This is a genomic window from Pseudomonas paraversuta (assembly GCF_904063065.1).
GTDB classification, from domain to species: Bacteria; Pseudomonadota; Gammaproteobacteria; order Pseudomonadales; family Pseudomonadaceae; genus Aquipseudomonas; species Aquipseudomonas paraversuta.
In genome coordinates this window covers 231,164-246,639 of record NZ_CAJFCL010000008.1, presented here as the reverse complement: position 1 = coordinate 246,639, position 15,476 = coordinate 231,164, and the positions used below count along the sequence as shown (strand labels likewise).

16 protein-coding genes are annotated in these 15,476 nt (G+C 59.2%); 5 read left to right on the top strand and 11 right to left on the bottom strand.

All coding sequences use genetic code 11. The features are described from left to right. Window positions 1-20: 20 nt before the first annotated feature. Window positions 21-911, bottom strand: a complete 891-nt coding sequence (gene ubiA / locus JQ845_RS17745; protein ID WP_203009306.1) for a 4-hydroxybenzoate octaprenyltransferase — start codon at window positions 909-911, stop codon at window positions 21-23. Next, a complete protein-coding gene (locus tag JQ845_RS17740; RefSeq protein ID WP_003437740.1) occupies window positions 912-1,475 on the bottom strand; it encodes a chorismate--pyruvate lyase family protein in 564 nt (187 codons plus the stop codon). It lies immediately after the preceding gene. Between the two features lie 200 nt (window positions 1,476-1,675). Between JQ845_RS17740 and JQ845_RS17735 the strand changes: the two genes are divergently transcribed. The 4 genes from JQ845_RS17735 (at window position 1,676) to JQ845_RS17720 (ending at window position 4,086) form a co-directional block, all read left to right on the top strand. Next, window positions 1,676-1,843, top strand: coding sequence for a rubredoxin (locus JQ845_RS17735; protein ID WP_003437744.1), 168 nt, complete (start codon window positions 1,676-1,678; stop codon window positions 1,841-1,843). Between the two features lie 41 nt (window positions 1,844-1,884). Further along, complete coding sequence (locus tag JQ845_RS17730; protein ID WP_161719194.1) at window positions 1,885-3,033, top strand: NAD(P)/FAD-dependent oxidoreductase; 1,149 nt, start codon at window positions 1,885-1,887, stop codon at window positions 3,031-3,033. Window positions 3,034-3,221: 188 nt separating this feature from the next. Beyond that, window positions 3,222-3,497, top strand: a complete 276-nt coding sequence (locus JQ845_RS17725) for an HU family DNA-binding protein (RefSeq protein WP_003437750.1) — start codon at window positions 3,222-3,224, stop codon at window positions 3,495-3,497. Window positions 3,498-3,705: 208 nt separating this feature from the next. Next, a complete protein-coding gene (locus JQ845_RS17720; RefSeq protein ID WP_003437753.1) occupies window positions 3,706-4,086 on the top strand; it encodes a hypothetical protein in 381 nt (126 codons plus the stop codon). A gap of 89 nt (window positions 4,087-4,175) precedes the next feature. On the opposite strand, the gene JQ845_RS17715 is transcribed toward JQ845_RS17720, so the two are convergent. From JQ845_RS17715 to exbB, 6 genes are all read right to left on the bottom strand, one after another. Next, a complete protein-coding gene (locus JQ845_RS17715) occupies window positions 4,176-5,585 on the bottom strand; it encodes an aminoacyl-tRNA deacylase and HDOD domain-containing protein (RefSeq protein ID WP_203009305.1) in 1,410 nt (469 codons plus the stop codon). A gap of 69 nt (window positions 5,586-5,654) precedes the next feature. Further along, entirely contained in the window at window positions 5,655-7,730 is a 2,076-nt protein-coding gene (gene recG, locus JQ845_RS17710) for an ATP-dependent DNA helicase RecG (RefSeq protein WP_203009319.1), read from the bottom strand. An 8-nt stretch (window positions 7,731-7,738) separates the two neighbouring features. Continuing rightward, entirely contained in the window at window positions 7,739-8,659 is a 921-nt protein-coding gene (locus tag JQ845_RS17705; RefSeq protein ID WP_003437762.1) for a hydrogen peroxide-inducible genes activator, read from the bottom strand. 224 nt (window positions 8,660-8,883) lie between these two features. Then, the gene (locus tag JQ845_RS17700) at window positions 8,884-9,630 is read right to left on the bottom strand and encodes a TonB family protein (protein WP_202210175.1); all 747 of its coding nucleotides are present in this window, start codon (window positions 9,628-9,630) and stop codon (window positions 8,884-8,886) included. Further along, window positions 9,627-10,052 (bottom strand): TonB system transport protein ExbD, encoded by a 426-nt coding sequence (exbD, locus tag JQ845_RS17695; RefSeq protein ID WP_003437768.1) that lies wholly within the window; start codon window positions 10,050-10,052, stop codon window positions 9,627-9,629. The genes JQ845_RS17700 and exbD overlap by 4 nt, the downstream gene beginning before the upstream one ends. Window positions 10,053-10,058: 6 nt before the next feature. Next, window positions 10,059-11,039, bottom strand: a complete 981-nt coding sequence (gene exbB, locus JQ845_RS17690) for a tonB-system energizer ExbB (protein ID WP_003437770.1) — start codon at window positions 11,037-11,039, stop codon at window positions 10,059-10,061. A gap of 188 nt (window positions 11,040-11,227) precedes the next feature. Between exbB and JQ845_RS17685 the strand changes: the two genes are divergently transcribed. After that, window positions 11,228-12,079 (top strand): SDR family oxidoreductase, encoded by an 852-nt coding sequence (locus JQ845_RS17685; protein ID WP_203009304.1) that lies wholly within the window; start codon window positions 11,228-11,230, stop codon window positions 12,077-12,079. 66 nt (window positions 12,080-12,145) lie between these two features. On the opposite strand, the gene JQ845_RS17680 is transcribed toward JQ845_RS17685, so the two are convergent. The 3 genes from JQ845_RS17680 to spoT all read right to left on the bottom strand — a co-directional run bounded on the left by JQ845_RS17680 (window position 12,146) and on the right by spoT (window position 15,468). Further along, window positions 12,146-12,889: a putative periplasmic lipoprotein gene (locus JQ845_RS17680; RefSeq protein ID WP_010656758.1), complete on the bottom strand. Its 744-nt coding sequence runs from the start codon at window positions 12,887-12,889 to the stop codon at window positions 12,146-12,148. Between the two features lie 68 nt (window positions 12,890-12,957). Further along, window positions 12,958-13,338: a RidA family protein gene (locus JQ845_RS17675; RefSeq protein ID WP_003437778.1), complete on the bottom strand. Its 381-nt coding sequence runs from the start codon at window positions 13,336-13,338 to the stop codon at window positions 12,958-12,960. A gap of 24 nt (window positions 13,339-13,362) precedes the next feature. Continuing rightward, entirely contained in the window at window positions 13,363-15,468 is a 2,106-nt protein-coding gene (gene spoT / locus JQ845_RS17670) for a bifunctional GTP diphosphokinase/guanosine-3',5'-bis pyrophosphate 3'-pyrophosphohydrolase (RefSeq protein ID WP_003437781.1), read from the bottom strand. Between the last annotated feature and the right edge of the window lie 8 nt (window positions 15,469-15,476).

The window sequence follows — 15,476 nt, the reverse complement described above, 5'->3', positions numbered from 1 at the left end:
CTCCTGCAGGGTCCGTTCAGTCAACCCAATGCGTAATGCAGCACGATGCCCACAAAAATTGCCAAGCCGGCCCAGTGGTTGTGCAGGAAGGCTTTGAAGCAACGTTGCCGGTCGCGGTCGCGGGTATACCAGAACTCCCACACGAAGCACCCGGCCGCGGCTAGCAGGCCGAGGTGGAACCAGACGCCAAGCTCGAAGTGCGCGCCCGCCAGCAGCAGACAACCCAGCGCCAGGCCTTGCAGGGTAAGGATGATCACGCGATCAGCATCGCCAAACAGAATGGCCGTGGATTTGACCCCGATTTTCAGGTCGTCTTCACGGTCAGTCATGGCGTAATAGGTGTCGTAGCCCACGGTCCACAGCAGGTTGGCGATATAAAGCAACCATGCCGCGGCAGGCAGGCTGCCAGTTTCAGCGGTGAATGCCATGGGCATGCCCCATGAGAACGCCGCACCCAGCACCACTTGCGGGTAGTAGGTGTAGCGCTTCATGAACGGGTAGCTCGCCGCCAGCGCCAGACCGCCGAATGACAGCCAGATGGTCGGGGCATTGGTGCACAGCACCAGCAGGAAACTTATCCCCATCAGCAGCGCAAAAAACACCAACGCCTCTTTACCGCTGATTTTTCCGCTGACCAACGGCCGCTGCTCTGTACGTTTGACGTGGCCATCGACTTTGCGATCGGCAAAGTCGTTGATTACACAACCGCCGGCACGGGTCAGGATTACGCCGAACACAAAGATCAGCAGGTTGCTCAGCGAAGGCACACCCTTGGCGGCAATCCACAGCGCCCACAGCGTGGGCCAAAGCAGCAGGTAGATGCCGATGGGCTTGTCCATGCGGGTCAGCTGGATGAAGTCCCAGGCGCGAGGGTTCAGGCGATTGAGTGACTTGAGCAGGCGCACGTACATTCAGTTGTTCTCCGGCCGGGCACTCAGGGCGGCCCACAGTTTGGGTAAAAACACCTCGGCCACCAGCACGCTCAACGCTCCGCGTACAAAGCGCGAGCGGCGGCCCCATAGCTGATCTGCCTGATCGGCGGCAGGCAACCAGCCCCGGGGGTAGTGACACACCTGCAAGGCGCCGCGAGCAAAAGCCTGATCACAAAACAGCAGTTCACCCAGAGATCGGGTGCCCAGCTCGTCCATGTTCAGTGCACCATCTTCCAGCGCACTTTTCGCCGCCACGCTGCGGGCAAACACCCACGGCTGTTGATGCCCGTGCAAATATACTTCGCGCACCCAGCCCTGGCTGCCTTCGGGCAGGCTGAGGGCTGCACATTCATCCTGGCGCAAGGCCTGCCAGCCCTCAAAGAGCGGCTGCACACTAAAGGCACCCTCCGAGAGCACAGTCAGACGTCGGGTCAAAGAGCCTTGATCGAACAACCAGTCAAGGGTTTGTTCATCAGGCAATGCAGGAAGCTGGTCTTTTTCAAGCCAGACAGGGGAGATCAGCGGGTAAGTTATGTGCGGCACAGTGGGTCATAATTGGCAGCCATTGAGGCCGGCGAGCTTATCACGCGGATCTTTGATTGAGCGGCCGAGGATTATTTGGCAGCGATCGTGCTTGCATCTACCGGTCGTCATCAGTACAAAACGCCCTGAATTGACGAGAGACCTGGCGAATCTGAAAAAGCCTGTGGCCTCGTATTAGCCTGAACTTGAGGAAGAACCCGATGAAAAAGTGGCAATGCATCGTATGTGGACTGATTTATAACGAAGCCGACGGCTGGCCGGATGACGGCATTGCTCCCGGTACGCTGTGGCAAGACGTACCTGAAGACTGGCTGTGCCCGGACTGCGGGGTTGGCAAAATGGATTTCGAGATGATCGAAATCAACTGATCTACCCCCCTCAAAACCTGACTCACCCCATGGAGATTGGAATGAACGCACCTGTCGTGATCGTTGGTACCGGGCTGGCGGGCTATAACCTGGCCCGGGAGTTTCGCAAGCTGGACAGCGAAACCCCGCTGCTGTTGATCACGGCCGATGACGGCCGCTCCTACTCCAAGCCCATGCTGTCCACCGGCTTTGGCAAGAACAAAGAAGCTGACGGCCTGAGCATGGCGATGCCTGGTGCCATGGCACAACAGCTCAATGCCCAGGTGCGTACCCATACCCGCATCAGCGGAATCGACCCGGGCCACAAGCAGCTGTGGATCGGTGAAGAAGCCGTTGCCTATCGCGACCTGATTCTGGCGTGGGGCGCGCAAACGGTGCAGGTGCCGGTGGAAGGGGATGCCCAGGATTCAATCTTCCCGATCAATGACCTCGAAGATTACGCCCGCTTCCGCGCAGCCGCCGCGGGCAAGCGTCGGGTCCTGATTCTGGGCGCAGGCCTGATCGGCTGCGAGTTTGCCAATGACTTGATCGCAGGCGGCTATGAAGTTGATCTGGTCGCACCCTGCGAGCAAGTCATGCCTACCCTGTTGCACCCCGCGGCGGCGGCAGCAGTCCAGGCGGGCCTTGAAAGCCTGGGCGCGCGCCTGCACCTGGGCCCGGTTCTGACCCGCCTGCAGCGCACCGATGCCGGACTCCAGGCACATTTGTCAGATGCCAGCGTGATCGACTGCGATGTGGTGGTATCGGCCATTGGCTTGCGCCCGCGCATCGATATGGCGGCTGCCGCCGGGATCCGGGTCAACCGCGGGATCGAGGTGAGCCGTCTGCTCAAAACCTCCCATGACAACATCTATGCCCTGGGCGACTGCGCCGAGGTCGATGGGCTGAGCCTGTTGTATGTGATGCCGCTGATGAGCTGCGCCCGGGCACTGGCACAAACCCTCGCAGGCAATCCCACTGCTGTCAGCTACGGTGCGATGCCGATTACGGTCAAAACCCCGGTTTGCCCGCTGGTGGTGTCACCCGTGCCACGTGGCCATGAAGGGGTCTGGACCGTGGAAGGCCAGGGCGCAGATATCAAAGCCTTGTGCCGCGATGCTGAAGGCAAATTGCTAGGTTATGCACTGACGGGTGAGGCTGTTCGCGAAAAACTGGCGCTGAACAAAGAGCTGCCGGCACTTTTGGCGTAAATACGGTTAACTCTGTCGCATATGACATTGCCTTGCTTTAACAAAGCCGGTGCAGAGGCTGGCGCCGGCCTTGGCCGCGTGCCATTCTCACACCGGTCTGCCGCAGAGTAGAGCCTGCGGCGCCTTGGCGCTGCTCCATAGAGAGCAGCACGGACATAACAACAAAAAACCGTCAAAGAGGCTTCATCATGCGTAAACCAGATCTCGCCAACGCTATCGCCGAAAAGGCTGACCTCACCAAAGAGCAAGCCAACCGCGTACTCAACGCAGTGCTTGAAGAAATCACCCAGGCCCTGCATCGCAAAGACAGCGTGACGCTGGTCGGTTTCGGCACCTTTATTCAGCGCCATCGTGGCGCTCGCACCGGACAGAACCCGCAAACCGGTGAGCCGGTAAAAATCAAGGCCAGCAACACCGTCGCTTTCAAGCCGGGCAAGTTCCTGAAAGACAGCGTCAATCCATAAAGCACTGAGTGGCCGCTGCTCGTAACGGCCTTGAAGAATGGGCAAGCTGGCTCGGCTAGCGGCCCATTCTTGATATCTTCCCACTCAATCGTGCGGCCATAAGTGGCAAAACCCCCACCATCTACGCCAATCCATGCAGATATATGGCGTTCCTCGTTCAAATCGTTACACTGCGCCGGCTATTTAATTTTTCCCCGAGGCCGCGTACATGAAATTTCGTTTTCTGCTCTGGATGCTGGGCTTTTTGATGGGCAAAGCCAGCCGTAAAAACCCTGCTTTTCAGCAGCAACTGGTCGATAAGGACCTGGTTTTCCAGCTGCAAACCCTCGATGGCACAGTGGCCCGTCACTTCAAAGTCAAAGATCAGCGCATCACCAGCCATTCGGGCACGTACCCCGACCCTGCATTTTCCATCAGTTTTAAAGATGCAGCCTACGGCTTCGCCACGCTGCAGGCGAAGAACAAGCAGCTGGCATTCATGACCGGGATTCAGGACAAATCGATTCAGATCAAAGGCAACCCGGCGCTGGTCATCTGGTTCCAGGGCCTGACCAAGTACCTCAAACCGCGCAAAAAGCCCAAGGCCTGATACTTCAACCGTAGGAGCGAGCTTACCTCGCGAGCTGTTTACGCTTGGAAGAGCTCGCGAGCAAGCTCGCTCCTACAGGTAACGGCGGGCTAAGCCCGGCCAAATTGCGCTGCCATTTCGCGAAACAGCACCTCCGCCTCCAGCACTTTGCTGACAACGTCTTCAGCCTTTTCGCGGGGGACGCCCAGCCGTTCGAACACGGCGTCGGGAAGTGGCGCACAGGATCCGGTGCCGATTGCCCGGCTACGCAACAACCCCAGTGCCACGCAGACCAGGTTCGGGAAGTGTGCATCAGCGCCACTGAAGTGCGGATCGTGTTGAAAACGCAACGCCGTCGCCAATTCTGGCGGCATGCCCCAGTACCGCATCACCCAGGCACCCATTTGCTCGCGGCTGATGCCCAGCAAATGCTGTTCGATGACGCCATGGCTAACGTGCGGGTTGACTTCAAGGTGACGGCAAATCAATGAGAAGTGCGGCGGAAACACATGGGCCAGGAGCAAATAGCCGAAGTTGTGCAACAGCCCGGCCAGGTAGGTGAGGCCGACTTCCGGACGCTGGGCCCGGGGCATGGCCCGGGTCAGCCCTTCGATGACCGCTGCCGTGTAGATCGACTGCTGCCAGTAGGGGACGCTTGATTGCGGATGATCCTTGGGCACACCCAGGCTTTTCCCCAGCGCCAGACTCAGCGCAAGGTTGATCACCAGATCGACCCCCAGCACCCGCATTATGGCGTCTTCAACCGAACGGATTTTACTTTGTGAGGCGTAGTACGACGACGATGCCCAGCTCATGACCTGTGCCGCCAGCGCCGGGTCGGTTTCGACAACACTGGTAATTTCATCGATGGTCACGTTCGGGTCGACCCGCAACCGCATGATTTTGCGCACGCTCTCGGCCAGGGGCGGCAACTCGATGGTGTCTTCCAGCCGTTGCTGGATTCGTCGCGCGGTGAATGCCTGGACCGCCCGGCAGATCGCCGCGCCATCATCGTCGGCATGATCAGGGTTAAGCCTGATGGCACTCACGGACTCGCCAAAACGACCGTCGCTGGCATTGCTCAGCAGAAGCTTGAAGTCTTCCCGGGTCATCTCCAGCCACAAACCGGGCTCCCCCCCGCCGACCAGCAACAGAGGCTGCTGCAGCAATTGCTCTTCATACAGACATGGCGAGCCGATGAGTGCCGGCAAGCCCGGCAACAGGCTCAGGTTGTGTCTGCCGAGCATCTGCTCAAGCCGCTCAGGTGCGATAGCCGTCATGCGCCGGCCGGTTAAATCAGCCAGACGATTGAGGTCGAGCAAGTGGCTCTGCGCGAACAGCACCATCAGCACGCCCACCGAGTCCTCGAGCAACACAGCCTGGACCTTGCAGCCCGGGTTGAGCCCGGGGTGGTCGCGGACTTCTCGACAGGTAATGCCCAGATCAGCAAGCAGCCGCCGGATGACCGGCGGTGTGCTTGAAAAGGCTGGAGCGCCGGCGACTTCAGTGAAGATCTGCATTCGATTCCTGCAACTCAAATTTGGTAAGCGTCACTTGATCGGCCGCAAATCTGATTACTGAACGAAATTTCATACCTGGCCATATTGCTGGCCATGCCTGAGCCAGCGGTCCAGCAGTGGACTGACATGGCTCGGCCAGCGTTCAATCAGGGTCAGGGCGGCGTCGCGCACGGCGGGTAACAGGTCGGCATCACGCATCAGGTCAGCCACTTTGAATTGCAGCAGGCCGGTTTGCCGGGTGCCGAGCATTTCGCCGGGACCGCGCAGCTCGAGGTCTTTTTCGGCGATCACAAAACCATCGTTGGTCTCACGCATGATGCCCAGACGCTGGCGCCCGATTTGCGACAGCGGCGGGTGGTACAGCAGCACGCAATGACTGGCGGCGCTGCCCCGGCCTACCCGGCCACGCAACTGGTGAAGCTGGGACAGGCCCAGACGCTCGGGGTTTTCGATGATCATCAAACTGGCATTAGGCACGTCAACGCCTACTTCGATTACCGTGGTGGCGACCAGCAACTGCAATTCGCCAGCCTTGAACTGCGCCATGACTGCGGCCTTTTCTGCAGACTTCATGCGCCCGTGAATCAGGCCCACGCGCAACTCGCCCAAGGCACTGGAGAGGTCTTCAAAGGTGGTCTCGGCGGCCTGACAGGTCATCTCTTCAGACTCTTCAATCAGGGTGCATACCCAGTAGGCCTGGCGGCCTTCGGCACAGGCTGCACGTACCCGCTCGATCACTTCGATGCGCCGCGTATCGACCACCAGCACGGTATTGACCGGGGTTCGCCCGGGTGGCAGCTCATCGAGAATCGAAGTGTCGAGGTCGGCGTATGCGCTCATGGCCAGCGTCCGCGGAATCGGCGTGGCCGTCATGATCAACTGGTGCGGACACATCACACCGCCCACCCCTTTGTTGCGCAGGGCCAGACGTTGCTGTACGCCAAACCGGTGTTGCTCATCGATGATCACCAGAGCCAGGTTCTTGAACTGCACCTGATCCTGAAACAAGGCATGGGTGCCAACGACCATGGGCGCGCCATTGGCAATTTGCTCCATCGCACTGGCCCGGGCCTTGCCTTTGAGCTTGCCGGCCAACCATGCAACTTCAAGACCCAGCGGCTCCAGCCAGCGCTTGAAGTTGATGTAGTGCTGCTCGGCGAGGATTTCCGTCGGCGCCATCAGCGCCACCTGGTAGCCGGCTTCCAGCGCCTGCAAGGCGGCCATCGCAGCGACCACTGTCTTGCCTGCCCCCACATCGCCCTGAATCAGGCGCAGCATGGGTTCAGGCTGACTGAGGTCGTAGGCCACTTCGTTGCCGACTCGCACCTGGGCGCCGGTGGGCGGGAACCCCAGGTTGGCCAGAAACTGCGCGGGCAGTTTTTCGGCTTTGGGCAAAGCGGGCGCCTGCTGGGAGCGCAGGCTCTCGCGCAATCGCTGCTGCGAGAGTTGATGGGTCAGCAGTTCCTCAAACGCCAGGCGGTGTTGCGCCCAGTGATGGCCCAACGCGAGCTCTTCGACATCGGCGTCGGCCGGGGGCTGATGCAGATAGCGAATGGCTTGATCCAGCGGGGCCAGCTGGTGCTCCTTGGCCAACTCCGCCGGCAGCCAGTCAGGCAAGCTGCGCGGGCCGAGCAGGGCGAGGCTTTGCTGGCTGAGCTGGCGCAGACGCTGCTGGGTCAGACCTTCGGTTGTAGGATAAATCGGTGTCAGCGTGGTATCGACCGGAGGCGGCTCATCGCCGGTGATGGCACGGTATTCCGGATGGTAGATCTCCAGCCCCGATGCGCCGGGGCGGGCCTCGCCATAGCAGCGCACTTCGGTGCCACGCTTGAGACTTTCTTTTTGTGCATTGCTGAAATGGTAGAACCGCAGGCTCAGGCCCCCGGTGCCATCATTGATCCGTACCAGCAAGCTGCGACGCTTGCCCATGACCACATCAGCGCCGATCACCCGGCCTTCGACCACCGCATCCTGACCGGGGCGCAGGGCGCCGATGGGCACCACGCGAGTCCGGTCCTGATAGCGCAACGGTAAATGGAAGAGCACATCCTGCAGGTTTTCCAGGCCCACCTTGGCCAATTTTTCTGCCATGGCCTCGCCTACGCCCTTGAGCGCGGTGACCGCCACTTTCGACAACTCGGTCATCGGCAGGCTTACTTCGCGGCAGGCGGCTTGGCCACCGAACACAGGCGGATCGAGTCGGCGAGGATTTCAATCGCCTTGGGCCGCGGAAAGCTGGCACGCCAGGCGATGGCGACTGTACGAAAAGGTACCGGCGGAGTCAGTGGACGCACAGCCAATATGCCCGGGGCATAGTGGTGACTGTCGACAGCCGATAATGGCAGGATCGAAATGCCCAGCCCTGAAGCAACCATGTGCCGAATGGTTTCCAGCGAGCTGGACTCGACCGTGGTGTGCTGCGAGCCGTCCTTGCCTTTGGCCAGGGTCGGACAGGCTTCAAGCACCTGGTCGCGGAAGCAGTGTCCTTCGCCCAGCAAGAGCAGGCTCTTGTCGTTGAGCAGACTGGCATCGATGGTCTCTTTCTGCGTCCATGGATGCTCGCTCGGCATCAACACGTAGAACGGCTCGTCGTAGAGCGGCAAGGTCAGCACATCGGCTTCATTGAATGGCAGAGCGATGATAATCGCGTCCAGTTCGCCGTTGCGCAGCTTGTCCCGCAGTACATGGGTGAAGTTTTCTTCGATGTACAACGGCATTTGCGGGGCGACCCGGTGCAGCTGCGGAATCAGGTGCGGAAACAGGTACGGGCCTACGGTGTAAATGGCGCCTACCTTGAGCGGAGCGGTCAGCTGGTTCTTGCCGGCCTGGGCCAGCTCACGAATGCCCTGGGCCTGCTCCAGTACCTTTTGCGCCTGGGCAACGATGCCTTCGCCCACCGGGGTAAGGCGCACGGCACTTTTGCTGCGCTCGAAAATCAGCACACCGAGTTCGTCTTCCAGTTTTTTCACACCCACCGACAAGGTCGGCTGGCTGACGTGGCAACGTTCAGCCGCGTGGCCGAAGTGTTGTTCTTGGGCGAGCGTAACGATGTAGCGTAATTCTGTAAGCGTCATAGCGGGCGTCCCTGTGGCTGCGAGCCAAGCATAGCGGCTGCAATCGATAGACGCACGTTATCAGACATTAGCCCCGGAGCTACAGTCGCTAATCAATGCAAGGGAGGTTTAATACTGTGCAAACGGGTTTAGCAGCGATGCAGCCGCCCCTGTGTTGCGGGCGACTGCACTGTTGCCAGCGCTGGCAAGCCAGCGCCTACAGGACTTTTATCCGGGCCGAGGCTTTATCGCCGACGTTTATCGATGGAATAAACGAAGGGTGCCACGATCTCGATGGTGCCATTGGTCAGCATTTCGGCCGGCGGCTTGGGCAACGGCTGTGCCCGGCGAATCATTTCCAGGGTGGCCCGGTCCAGATCCGCATTGCCTGAACGACCTACCAACTCATAGGACAGCACCTTGCCTTCACCGTCTACCACAAAGCGCAGCCGGTTCAGACCTTCCTTGCCTCGCGACTGAGCGGAAGCCGGGTACTTCTTGTACTTGCCCAGGTGAGCCAGCAATGTGCCTTCCCAACTGGCTTTAGCCGCCAGTTGTTGTGCCGACGGCCCAGGAGCCGGGGCGGCAGACTTCTCGCTCGGCGCCTTGGTCGGTGTGGCGTCGCTAGGTTTCTCTTCTGAAGGCTTCTCTTTAACCGGCTCGGTTTTTTCCACAGGCTTGGGCGGTTGTGGCTTCTGCTTGGGCTTGACCGGTTTCGGGACAGCTATTTTCGGCTTGGGCGCTTCGGCCAGCTTGGGTATCGGCAGCTCTTCCACAGGGGCCGGCGGCTGTGGCGGTGTCACCACTTTCGGCGGCGCAGGCGGTGGCGGTGCTGGCAGCGGTGCCAGATCAACCATCATCGCTTGCGGTGGAAGTTCGACGGCCCGCGGGCTGGACCATTGCATGGCAAGAATGACTGCCACTGCATGGATAGCCAACACCGCGACCAGGCTGATTGCGTAACGCGTCATCTTTTGGCGCGCTATGGTCATTTCTTGGCTGCCGTCTCTAGTCCGACCAGACCCACCTTCAAGTAACCGGCGGCGCGCAATGCATCCATCACGCCCATCAAGTCACCGTAGTCCACGCCTTTATCGGCCTGGAAGAAGATCGTCGTGTCTTTCTTGTTGTGAGTCCTGGCATCCAGGGTCGCACCCAGGGCTTCAACACTGACCGGCTCTTCACCCAGGTACAGGCGCTGGTCAGCCTTGACGCTGAGGAACACCGGCTTCTCGGGACGAGGCGCCGGTTTGGCGGTGGAAGCTGGCAGGTCAACCTTGATATCCACAGTGGCCAGCGGTGCTGCCACCATGAAGATGATCAGCAGTACCAGCATCACGTCAATAAAAGGCGTGACGTTGATTTCATGGTTCTCGGCGAGATCGTCATCGCCTTCTTTTAAATGCAGGCCCATGGCCGATTACCCCACTTTCACCATGTGCGGTTGCGAGCTGCGCTCGGGCGGCAGGTGATCGAGGTCACGGCTAACCAACAGCAACACTTCTGCCGATGCGTCTGCCACTTGAGCCTTGTAGCCAGTGATAGAGCGGGCGAAGACGTTGTAAATCACTACCGCAGGGATCGCAGCAACCAGGCCCAGTGCAGTGGCCAGCAGGGCCTCGGCAATACCCGGTGCCACAACGGCCAGGTTGGTGGTCTGGGTTTTGGCGATACCGATGAAGCTGTTCATGATCCCCCAAACGGTACCGAACAGACCGACGAACGGTGCGGTGGAACCGATGGTGGCGAGGATGCCGGTGCCGCTGCTCATGTTGCGGCCACAGGCGGCAACCAGACGCTCAAGGCGGAAGCTGACGCGCTCCTTGATGCCTTCTTTTTCGCGGCTATTGGCCGACAGGCGCATTTCTTCCAGTGCGTCCTGCACCAGCAGGTGCGCCAGCGTGCCTTCTTTGGTTGCAGATTCGCTGGCTTCCTTGAGGGTGCGGGCTTTTTTCAGGTTGGCGATTTCAACCCGCAGACGACGCTTGGCGCCCAGGACTTCAAAGCCTTTGGCAATCCAGATGGTCCAGGTGATGATCGAGGCGATAGCCAGGCCGATCATGACGATCTTGACGATGATGTCCGCGTTTTTGTACATGCCCCAAGGAGACAGGTCATGGGCCATGCCCAGCGTGTTGTCTTCTTCAAGAACTTGCGGAGCGTCATCGGCCGGGGCAACAGCGCCTTCAGCCAGCACAGGGTCGGTTGCACCCGGCGCAGCAACTGGGGCCGCAGCCTCAATAGCCGGTTGCGCAGCCGGAGCAGCCGGAGCCGCGGGCTCATCGGCAAAGACTGCGCCCGGGGCCAGCAAAAGGCTGAACATCAGCGCAGCAAGCCCGCGCCAGAGGCGTGCCGGACTCAAAAACTGGGTTGGCGAAGCGGTGGAATGATTGCGTGTCATGCTAGCCGGACCTGAGAAAAGTAAGAAGGTTATGCCCTGCAACGCGTCTTGAGACCCGGGGCAAATGATGAGTTATTATTGCAAGTAATTCTTGTTAACAAAAGCAATAGCATCTGTTTTTTTCAAAAGTCACGACCTTGGTCGTGCCTGAACATGTACTTTTGTAACTTTAAATTAGGAGTTTTGAGATGCCCAAAGCCTCGGTTCTGATCGCCGGATGCGGTGATGTCGGAAGTCGTCTGGCGGCTCAACTGCCGGCCAATAACTGGCAGGTCTATGGGCTGCGACGCTCCATTGAGCGGTTACCTGCAGGCGTCACAGGCGTGGCGGGGGACCTGTTCAGCGACCAGTGCCCCGGGCAATGGCCTGAAGGCAACATTGACTATCTGGTGTACAGCGCCGCCGCCACCGACCACGACGAGGCCGGCTATCAGGCCGCTTATATGGAAGGTTTGAAGCACACGCTGGGCTGGCTCAAGCAAAAAGGCCAGCAGCCAAAGCGCTTGCTGTTTGTCTCCAGCAGCGGGGTGTATAGCCAGACGGAAGGCGAATGGGTCGATGAAACCTCGCCTGCCGAAGCCACAAGCTACTCGGGGCGAATCATGCGTGAAGCCGAGCAGATCGCATTGAACAGCGGCATTGCTGCCAGCGTGGTGCGCCTCACCGGGATTTACGGACCCGGTCGCGAATGGATGTTGGGGCAAGTGCGCAAGGGCTATCGCGTGGCAGTCGATCCGCCGCTGTATGGCAACCGCATCCATGCCGATGACGCAGGCGGCCTTCTGGCATTCCTGCTCCAGGCCGACCTGCAGGGCAAAACCCTGGAGGATTGCTATATCGGCGTGGATAACGCGCCGGTACCTTTGGCTGAAGTCGTGGGCTGGCTGCGTGAACGTCTGGGTATTACCGAATGGGCTGCCGAAGCCAGCGTGCGCCGGGCCGGCAGCAAACGCTGCAGCAACGCACGGGCCAAGGCCCTGGGCTGGGAACCGCGCTATCCGAGTTATCGCGAAGGCTACAGCGCGATGCTAGCGGATTGACTCTCTCTGCGGGAGCGCAGCTTGCCGGCGATACCATCGCCAGCAAGCTCTTGCAGCAGGCCAGGCTTAAAGCTGCTTTTCCAGTACCCATTCACGCTTGCCCGGGTATAGCTGGGGCATTTCGTCAGGCTTGGCAGAATCCAGCGCCTGGAAGATCTCCAGCTGGCGACCATTGCGCACAAAAATGTGCGCCGCACCTGTCTCGTCCTGTTCCAGCCAGAGACTGTCGTACTCGCCGCTCATTGATGCGCAGTCGCCCGCCAGGCACAGGGCGTAAGCATTGGCTTCAGGTAAACCGGTAATCCGGCCATCGGCAAAAAAGGTCACTTGATTGCCTTGCCCTTTACCGCTGACCACACGCCACTGACCGCCCAGATAGGCAGTCTTGAGCGCGTGCTCGAAATTGGTGCCCAAAGGCGCGTCGCTTGTCAGGTTGATGGGGGAACGAACAAAGGATTGTTGCGGATCAGACTCACCCGCAGCCTGTACCAGCTCGTCGCCATTGAGGCTCAAGTCGGTGGCCGCGCTGCCATAAATATTGACCTGCCAAACCCCTTTGTTTTCAGGCATCAGCTTGCCTTCAACCCACTCAAAACCATTGGTGTAGTTGGCTTTGGCCTGTTTGGAATCAATTTGCCATTCAAGATTTGGCCCGTTGGCCAGCAGGGCTTCACGCAAATTGCCGCCTTTGGCAGCTTCATTGATCGCGGCCTGGTTGATCCAGACGCCACTGATATCGCGATGGGCGGGGCCGCTGGCACAGCCACCCAGGAAAATGGTGAGCAGCGAGAAAGCGAGCGCTTTGCGCATGGCGGAATCCTTTTAAAGCGGGGCAAGCGGGGGGTTGGCGCAGCATGAAGGCGCTGCGCCGAGGGGTGTTACTCAATGACCAGAATAGCGTCCATCTCAACCTGCGAACCCTTTGGCAGGGCCGCAACGCCGATAGCGGCACGAGCCGGGTATGGCTGTTCGAAGTATTTGCCCATGATTTCGTTGACCTTGGCGAAGTGGCTGAGGTCAGTCAGGAAAATATTCAGTTTGACGATGTCCTTGAACGAACCGCCTGCTGCTTCAGCCACGGATTTCAGGTTTTCGAATACCTGAATGGTCTGGGCTTCAAAACCTTCAACCAGTTCCATGGTTTTTGGGTCCAGCGGGATCTGACCGGACATGTAGACAGTATTGCCAGCTTTGATCGCCTGAGAGTAAGTACCGATAGCAGCAGGTGCCTTATCGCTGGTGATTACAGTCTTGGTCATGGGTGACTCCTTGTAATTAGATGGCTACGCACGCATACGAGTGATGCGGATAACCCCGTTAAGGGCGCGCAGTTTTTTGATCACGCGGGCCAGATGCACACGGTCGTGCACGCTGACCACCAGTTGGACAACGCTGATACGACCATCGCGTTCGTCCATGCTGATTTTTTCGATGTTGCCGTCGGCTGCGTTGACGCTGCTGGCAAGCAGCGCAATCAGGCCACGCTGGTGCTCCAGTTCGACACGCAACTCGACGTTGAATTCACCGGTGACATCCTTGGCCCACGAAAGCTGGACACATTTTTCGGGGTTGTGCCGAATCTCACTGATATTGCGGCAGTTATCCAGGTGCACAACCATGCCTTTGCCCGCGGACAGGTGACCCACAATCGGGTCTCCCGGGATCGGCGTACAACATTTGGCATAACTGAGTACCAGACCTTCGGTACCGCGAATCGCCAGTGGACCTTCCGGGCTCGGCAGCTGTTCGCCTTCACCCATCAGACGCCGGGCAACGACGTAAGCCATGCGATTGCCCAGGCCGATGTCTTCCAGCAGATCTTCGACCTGCTCCAGACGATACTCCTGAAGCATGGCCTGAATGCGCTCGGCCGGGATCTTGTCCAGCGCGCTGTTGAAGCCGTTGAGCACCTTGTTCAGCAAGCGTTCGCCAAGGTTCACGGACTCGGAACGGCGCTGCAATTTCAGGGCGTGACGGATATGCGTACGCGCCTTGCCGGTAACCACAAAGTTGAGCCACGCCGGGTTGGGGCGGGCACCGGGGGCGCTGACGATCTCGACCGTGGAACCACTTTGCAGCGGCTCGGACAGCGGTGCGAGACGCCGGTTGATACGGCATGCAATACAGCTGTTGCCGACGTCGGTGTGCACCGCGTAGGCAAAATCGACTGCGGTGGAGCCTTTTGGCAGCTCCATGATCCGGCCTTTAGGCGTGAACACGTAGACCTCGTCCGGAAACAGGTCGATCTTCACGCTTTCGATAAATTCGAGGGAGTTGCCGGCGCGCTGCTGCATCTCCAGCACGCCCTTGACCCATTGCCGCGCCCGGGCATGGGTCCCCGTGTGCTGCTCGTCGCCACTGGACTTGTACAACCAGTGGGCGGCGATACCGTTGTTGGCCATTTCTTCCATTTCACGGGTACGGATCTGAATTTCGATCGGTACGCCATGCATGCCAAACAGCGTGGTATGCAGCGACTGATAGCCGTTGGCTTTGGGAATCGCGATGTAGTCTTTAAACCGTCCCGGCAGTGGTTTGTACAAATTATGTACAGCACCCAAAACCCGGTAGCAGGTGTCGACCTTGTCGACGATGATCCGGAACGCGTAAACGTCCATGATCTCGTTGAAGGCCCGGCGCTTGCCGCGCATTTTTTTATAAATGCCGTAAATATGCTTTTGACGGCCGCTGACTTCGCCCTGAATGCCGTCTACGGCTAAACAGTGGCTGAGCGACTCTTCAATTTTGTTAACGATTTCCTTGCGGTTGCCCCGGGCGCGCTTGACCGCCTGATAGATGCGCGCGGAGCGCATCGGGTACATCGCCTTGAAACCGAGATCTTCGAATTCGATACGAATGCTGTGCATGCCCAGCCGGTTGGCAATGGGCGCGTAGATTTCCAGGGTTTCCTTGGCAATCCGCCGGCGTTTTTCGCCGGACAGCACTTCGAGGGTACGCATGTTGTGCAGACGGTCAGCCAGCTTGACCAGAATCACGCGGATATCCCGCGCCATGGCCATGGCCATTTTCTGGAAGTTTTCAGCCTGGGCTTCGGCCTTGGTCTCGAAGTTCATCTGGGTCAGCTTGCTGACGCCATCGACCAGTTCGGCCACGGTTTCGCCGAACTGCGCGACAAGCGCTTCCTTGGCAATACCGGTGTCTTCGATCACGTCATGCAGCATGGCAGCCATCAGGCTTTGATGGTCCATATGCATGTCGGCAAGAATGTTCGCCACTGCCAGCGGATGCGTGACATAAGGCTCGCCGCTACGTCGGCGTTGGCCGTCGTGGGCTTGTTCGGCGTAGAAGTACGCTCGTCGGACCAGATTGACCTGGTCCGCACTGAGGTAAGTCGACAAGCGATCGGCGAGGGCGTCTATGCTCGGCAAGAGGAAAC

Coding starts and splice junctions, on each gene's coding strand:
- JQ845_RS17735 (WP_003437744.1), top strand. CDS start 1,676: ATGAAAAAGTGGCAATGCATCGTATGTGGACTGATTTATAACGAAGCC.
- JQ845_RS17730 (WP_161719194.1), top strand. CDS start 1,885: ATGAACGCACCTGTCGTGATCGTTGGTACCGGGCTGGCGGGCTATAAC.
- exbD (WP_003437768.1), bottom strand. CDS start 10,052: ATGGGCCTGCATTTAAAAGAAGGCGATGACGATCTCGCCGAGAACCAT.
- JQ845_RS17675 (WP_003437778.1), bottom strand. CDS start 13,338: ATGACCAAGACTGTAATCACCAGCGATAAGGCACCTGCTGCTATCGGT.
- JQ845_RS17725 (WP_003437750.1), top strand. CDS start 3,222: ATGCGTAAACCAGATCTCGCCAACGCTATCGCCGAAAAGGCTGACCTC.
- JQ845_RS17720 (WP_003437753.1), top strand. CDS start 3,706: ATGAAATTTCGTTTTCTGCTCTGGATGCTGGGCTTTTTGATGGGCAAA.
- JQ845_RS17705 (WP_003437762.1), bottom strand. CDS start 8,659: ATGACGCTTACAGAATTACGCTACATCGTTACGCTCGCCCAAGAACAA.
- ubiA (WP_203009306.1), bottom strand. CDS start 911: ATGTACGTGCGCCTGCTCAAGTCACTCAATCGCCTGAACCCTCGCGCC.
- JQ845_RS17685 (WP_203009304.1), top strand. CDS start 11,228: ATGCCCAAAGCCTCGGTTCTGATCGCCGGATGCGGTGATGTCGGAAGT.
- JQ845_RS17680 (WP_010656758.1), bottom strand. CDS start 12,889: ATGCGCAAAGCGCTCGCTTTCTCGCTGCTCACCATTTTCCTGGGTGGC.
- recG (WP_203009319.1), bottom strand. CDS start 7,730: ATGACCGAGTTGTCGAAAGTGGCGGTCACCGCGCTCAAGGGCGTAGGC.
- JQ845_RS17715 (WP_203009305.1), bottom strand. CDS start 5,585: ATGCAGATCTTCACTGAAGTCGCCGGCGCTCCAGCCTTTTCAAGCACA.
- JQ845_RS17700 (WP_202210175.1), bottom strand. CDS start 9,630: ATGACCATAGCGCGCCAAAAGATGACGCGTTACGCAATCAGCCTGGTC.
- exbB (WP_003437770.1), bottom strand. CDS start 11,039: ATGACACGCAATCATTCCACCGCTTCGCCAACCCAGTTTTTGAGTCCG.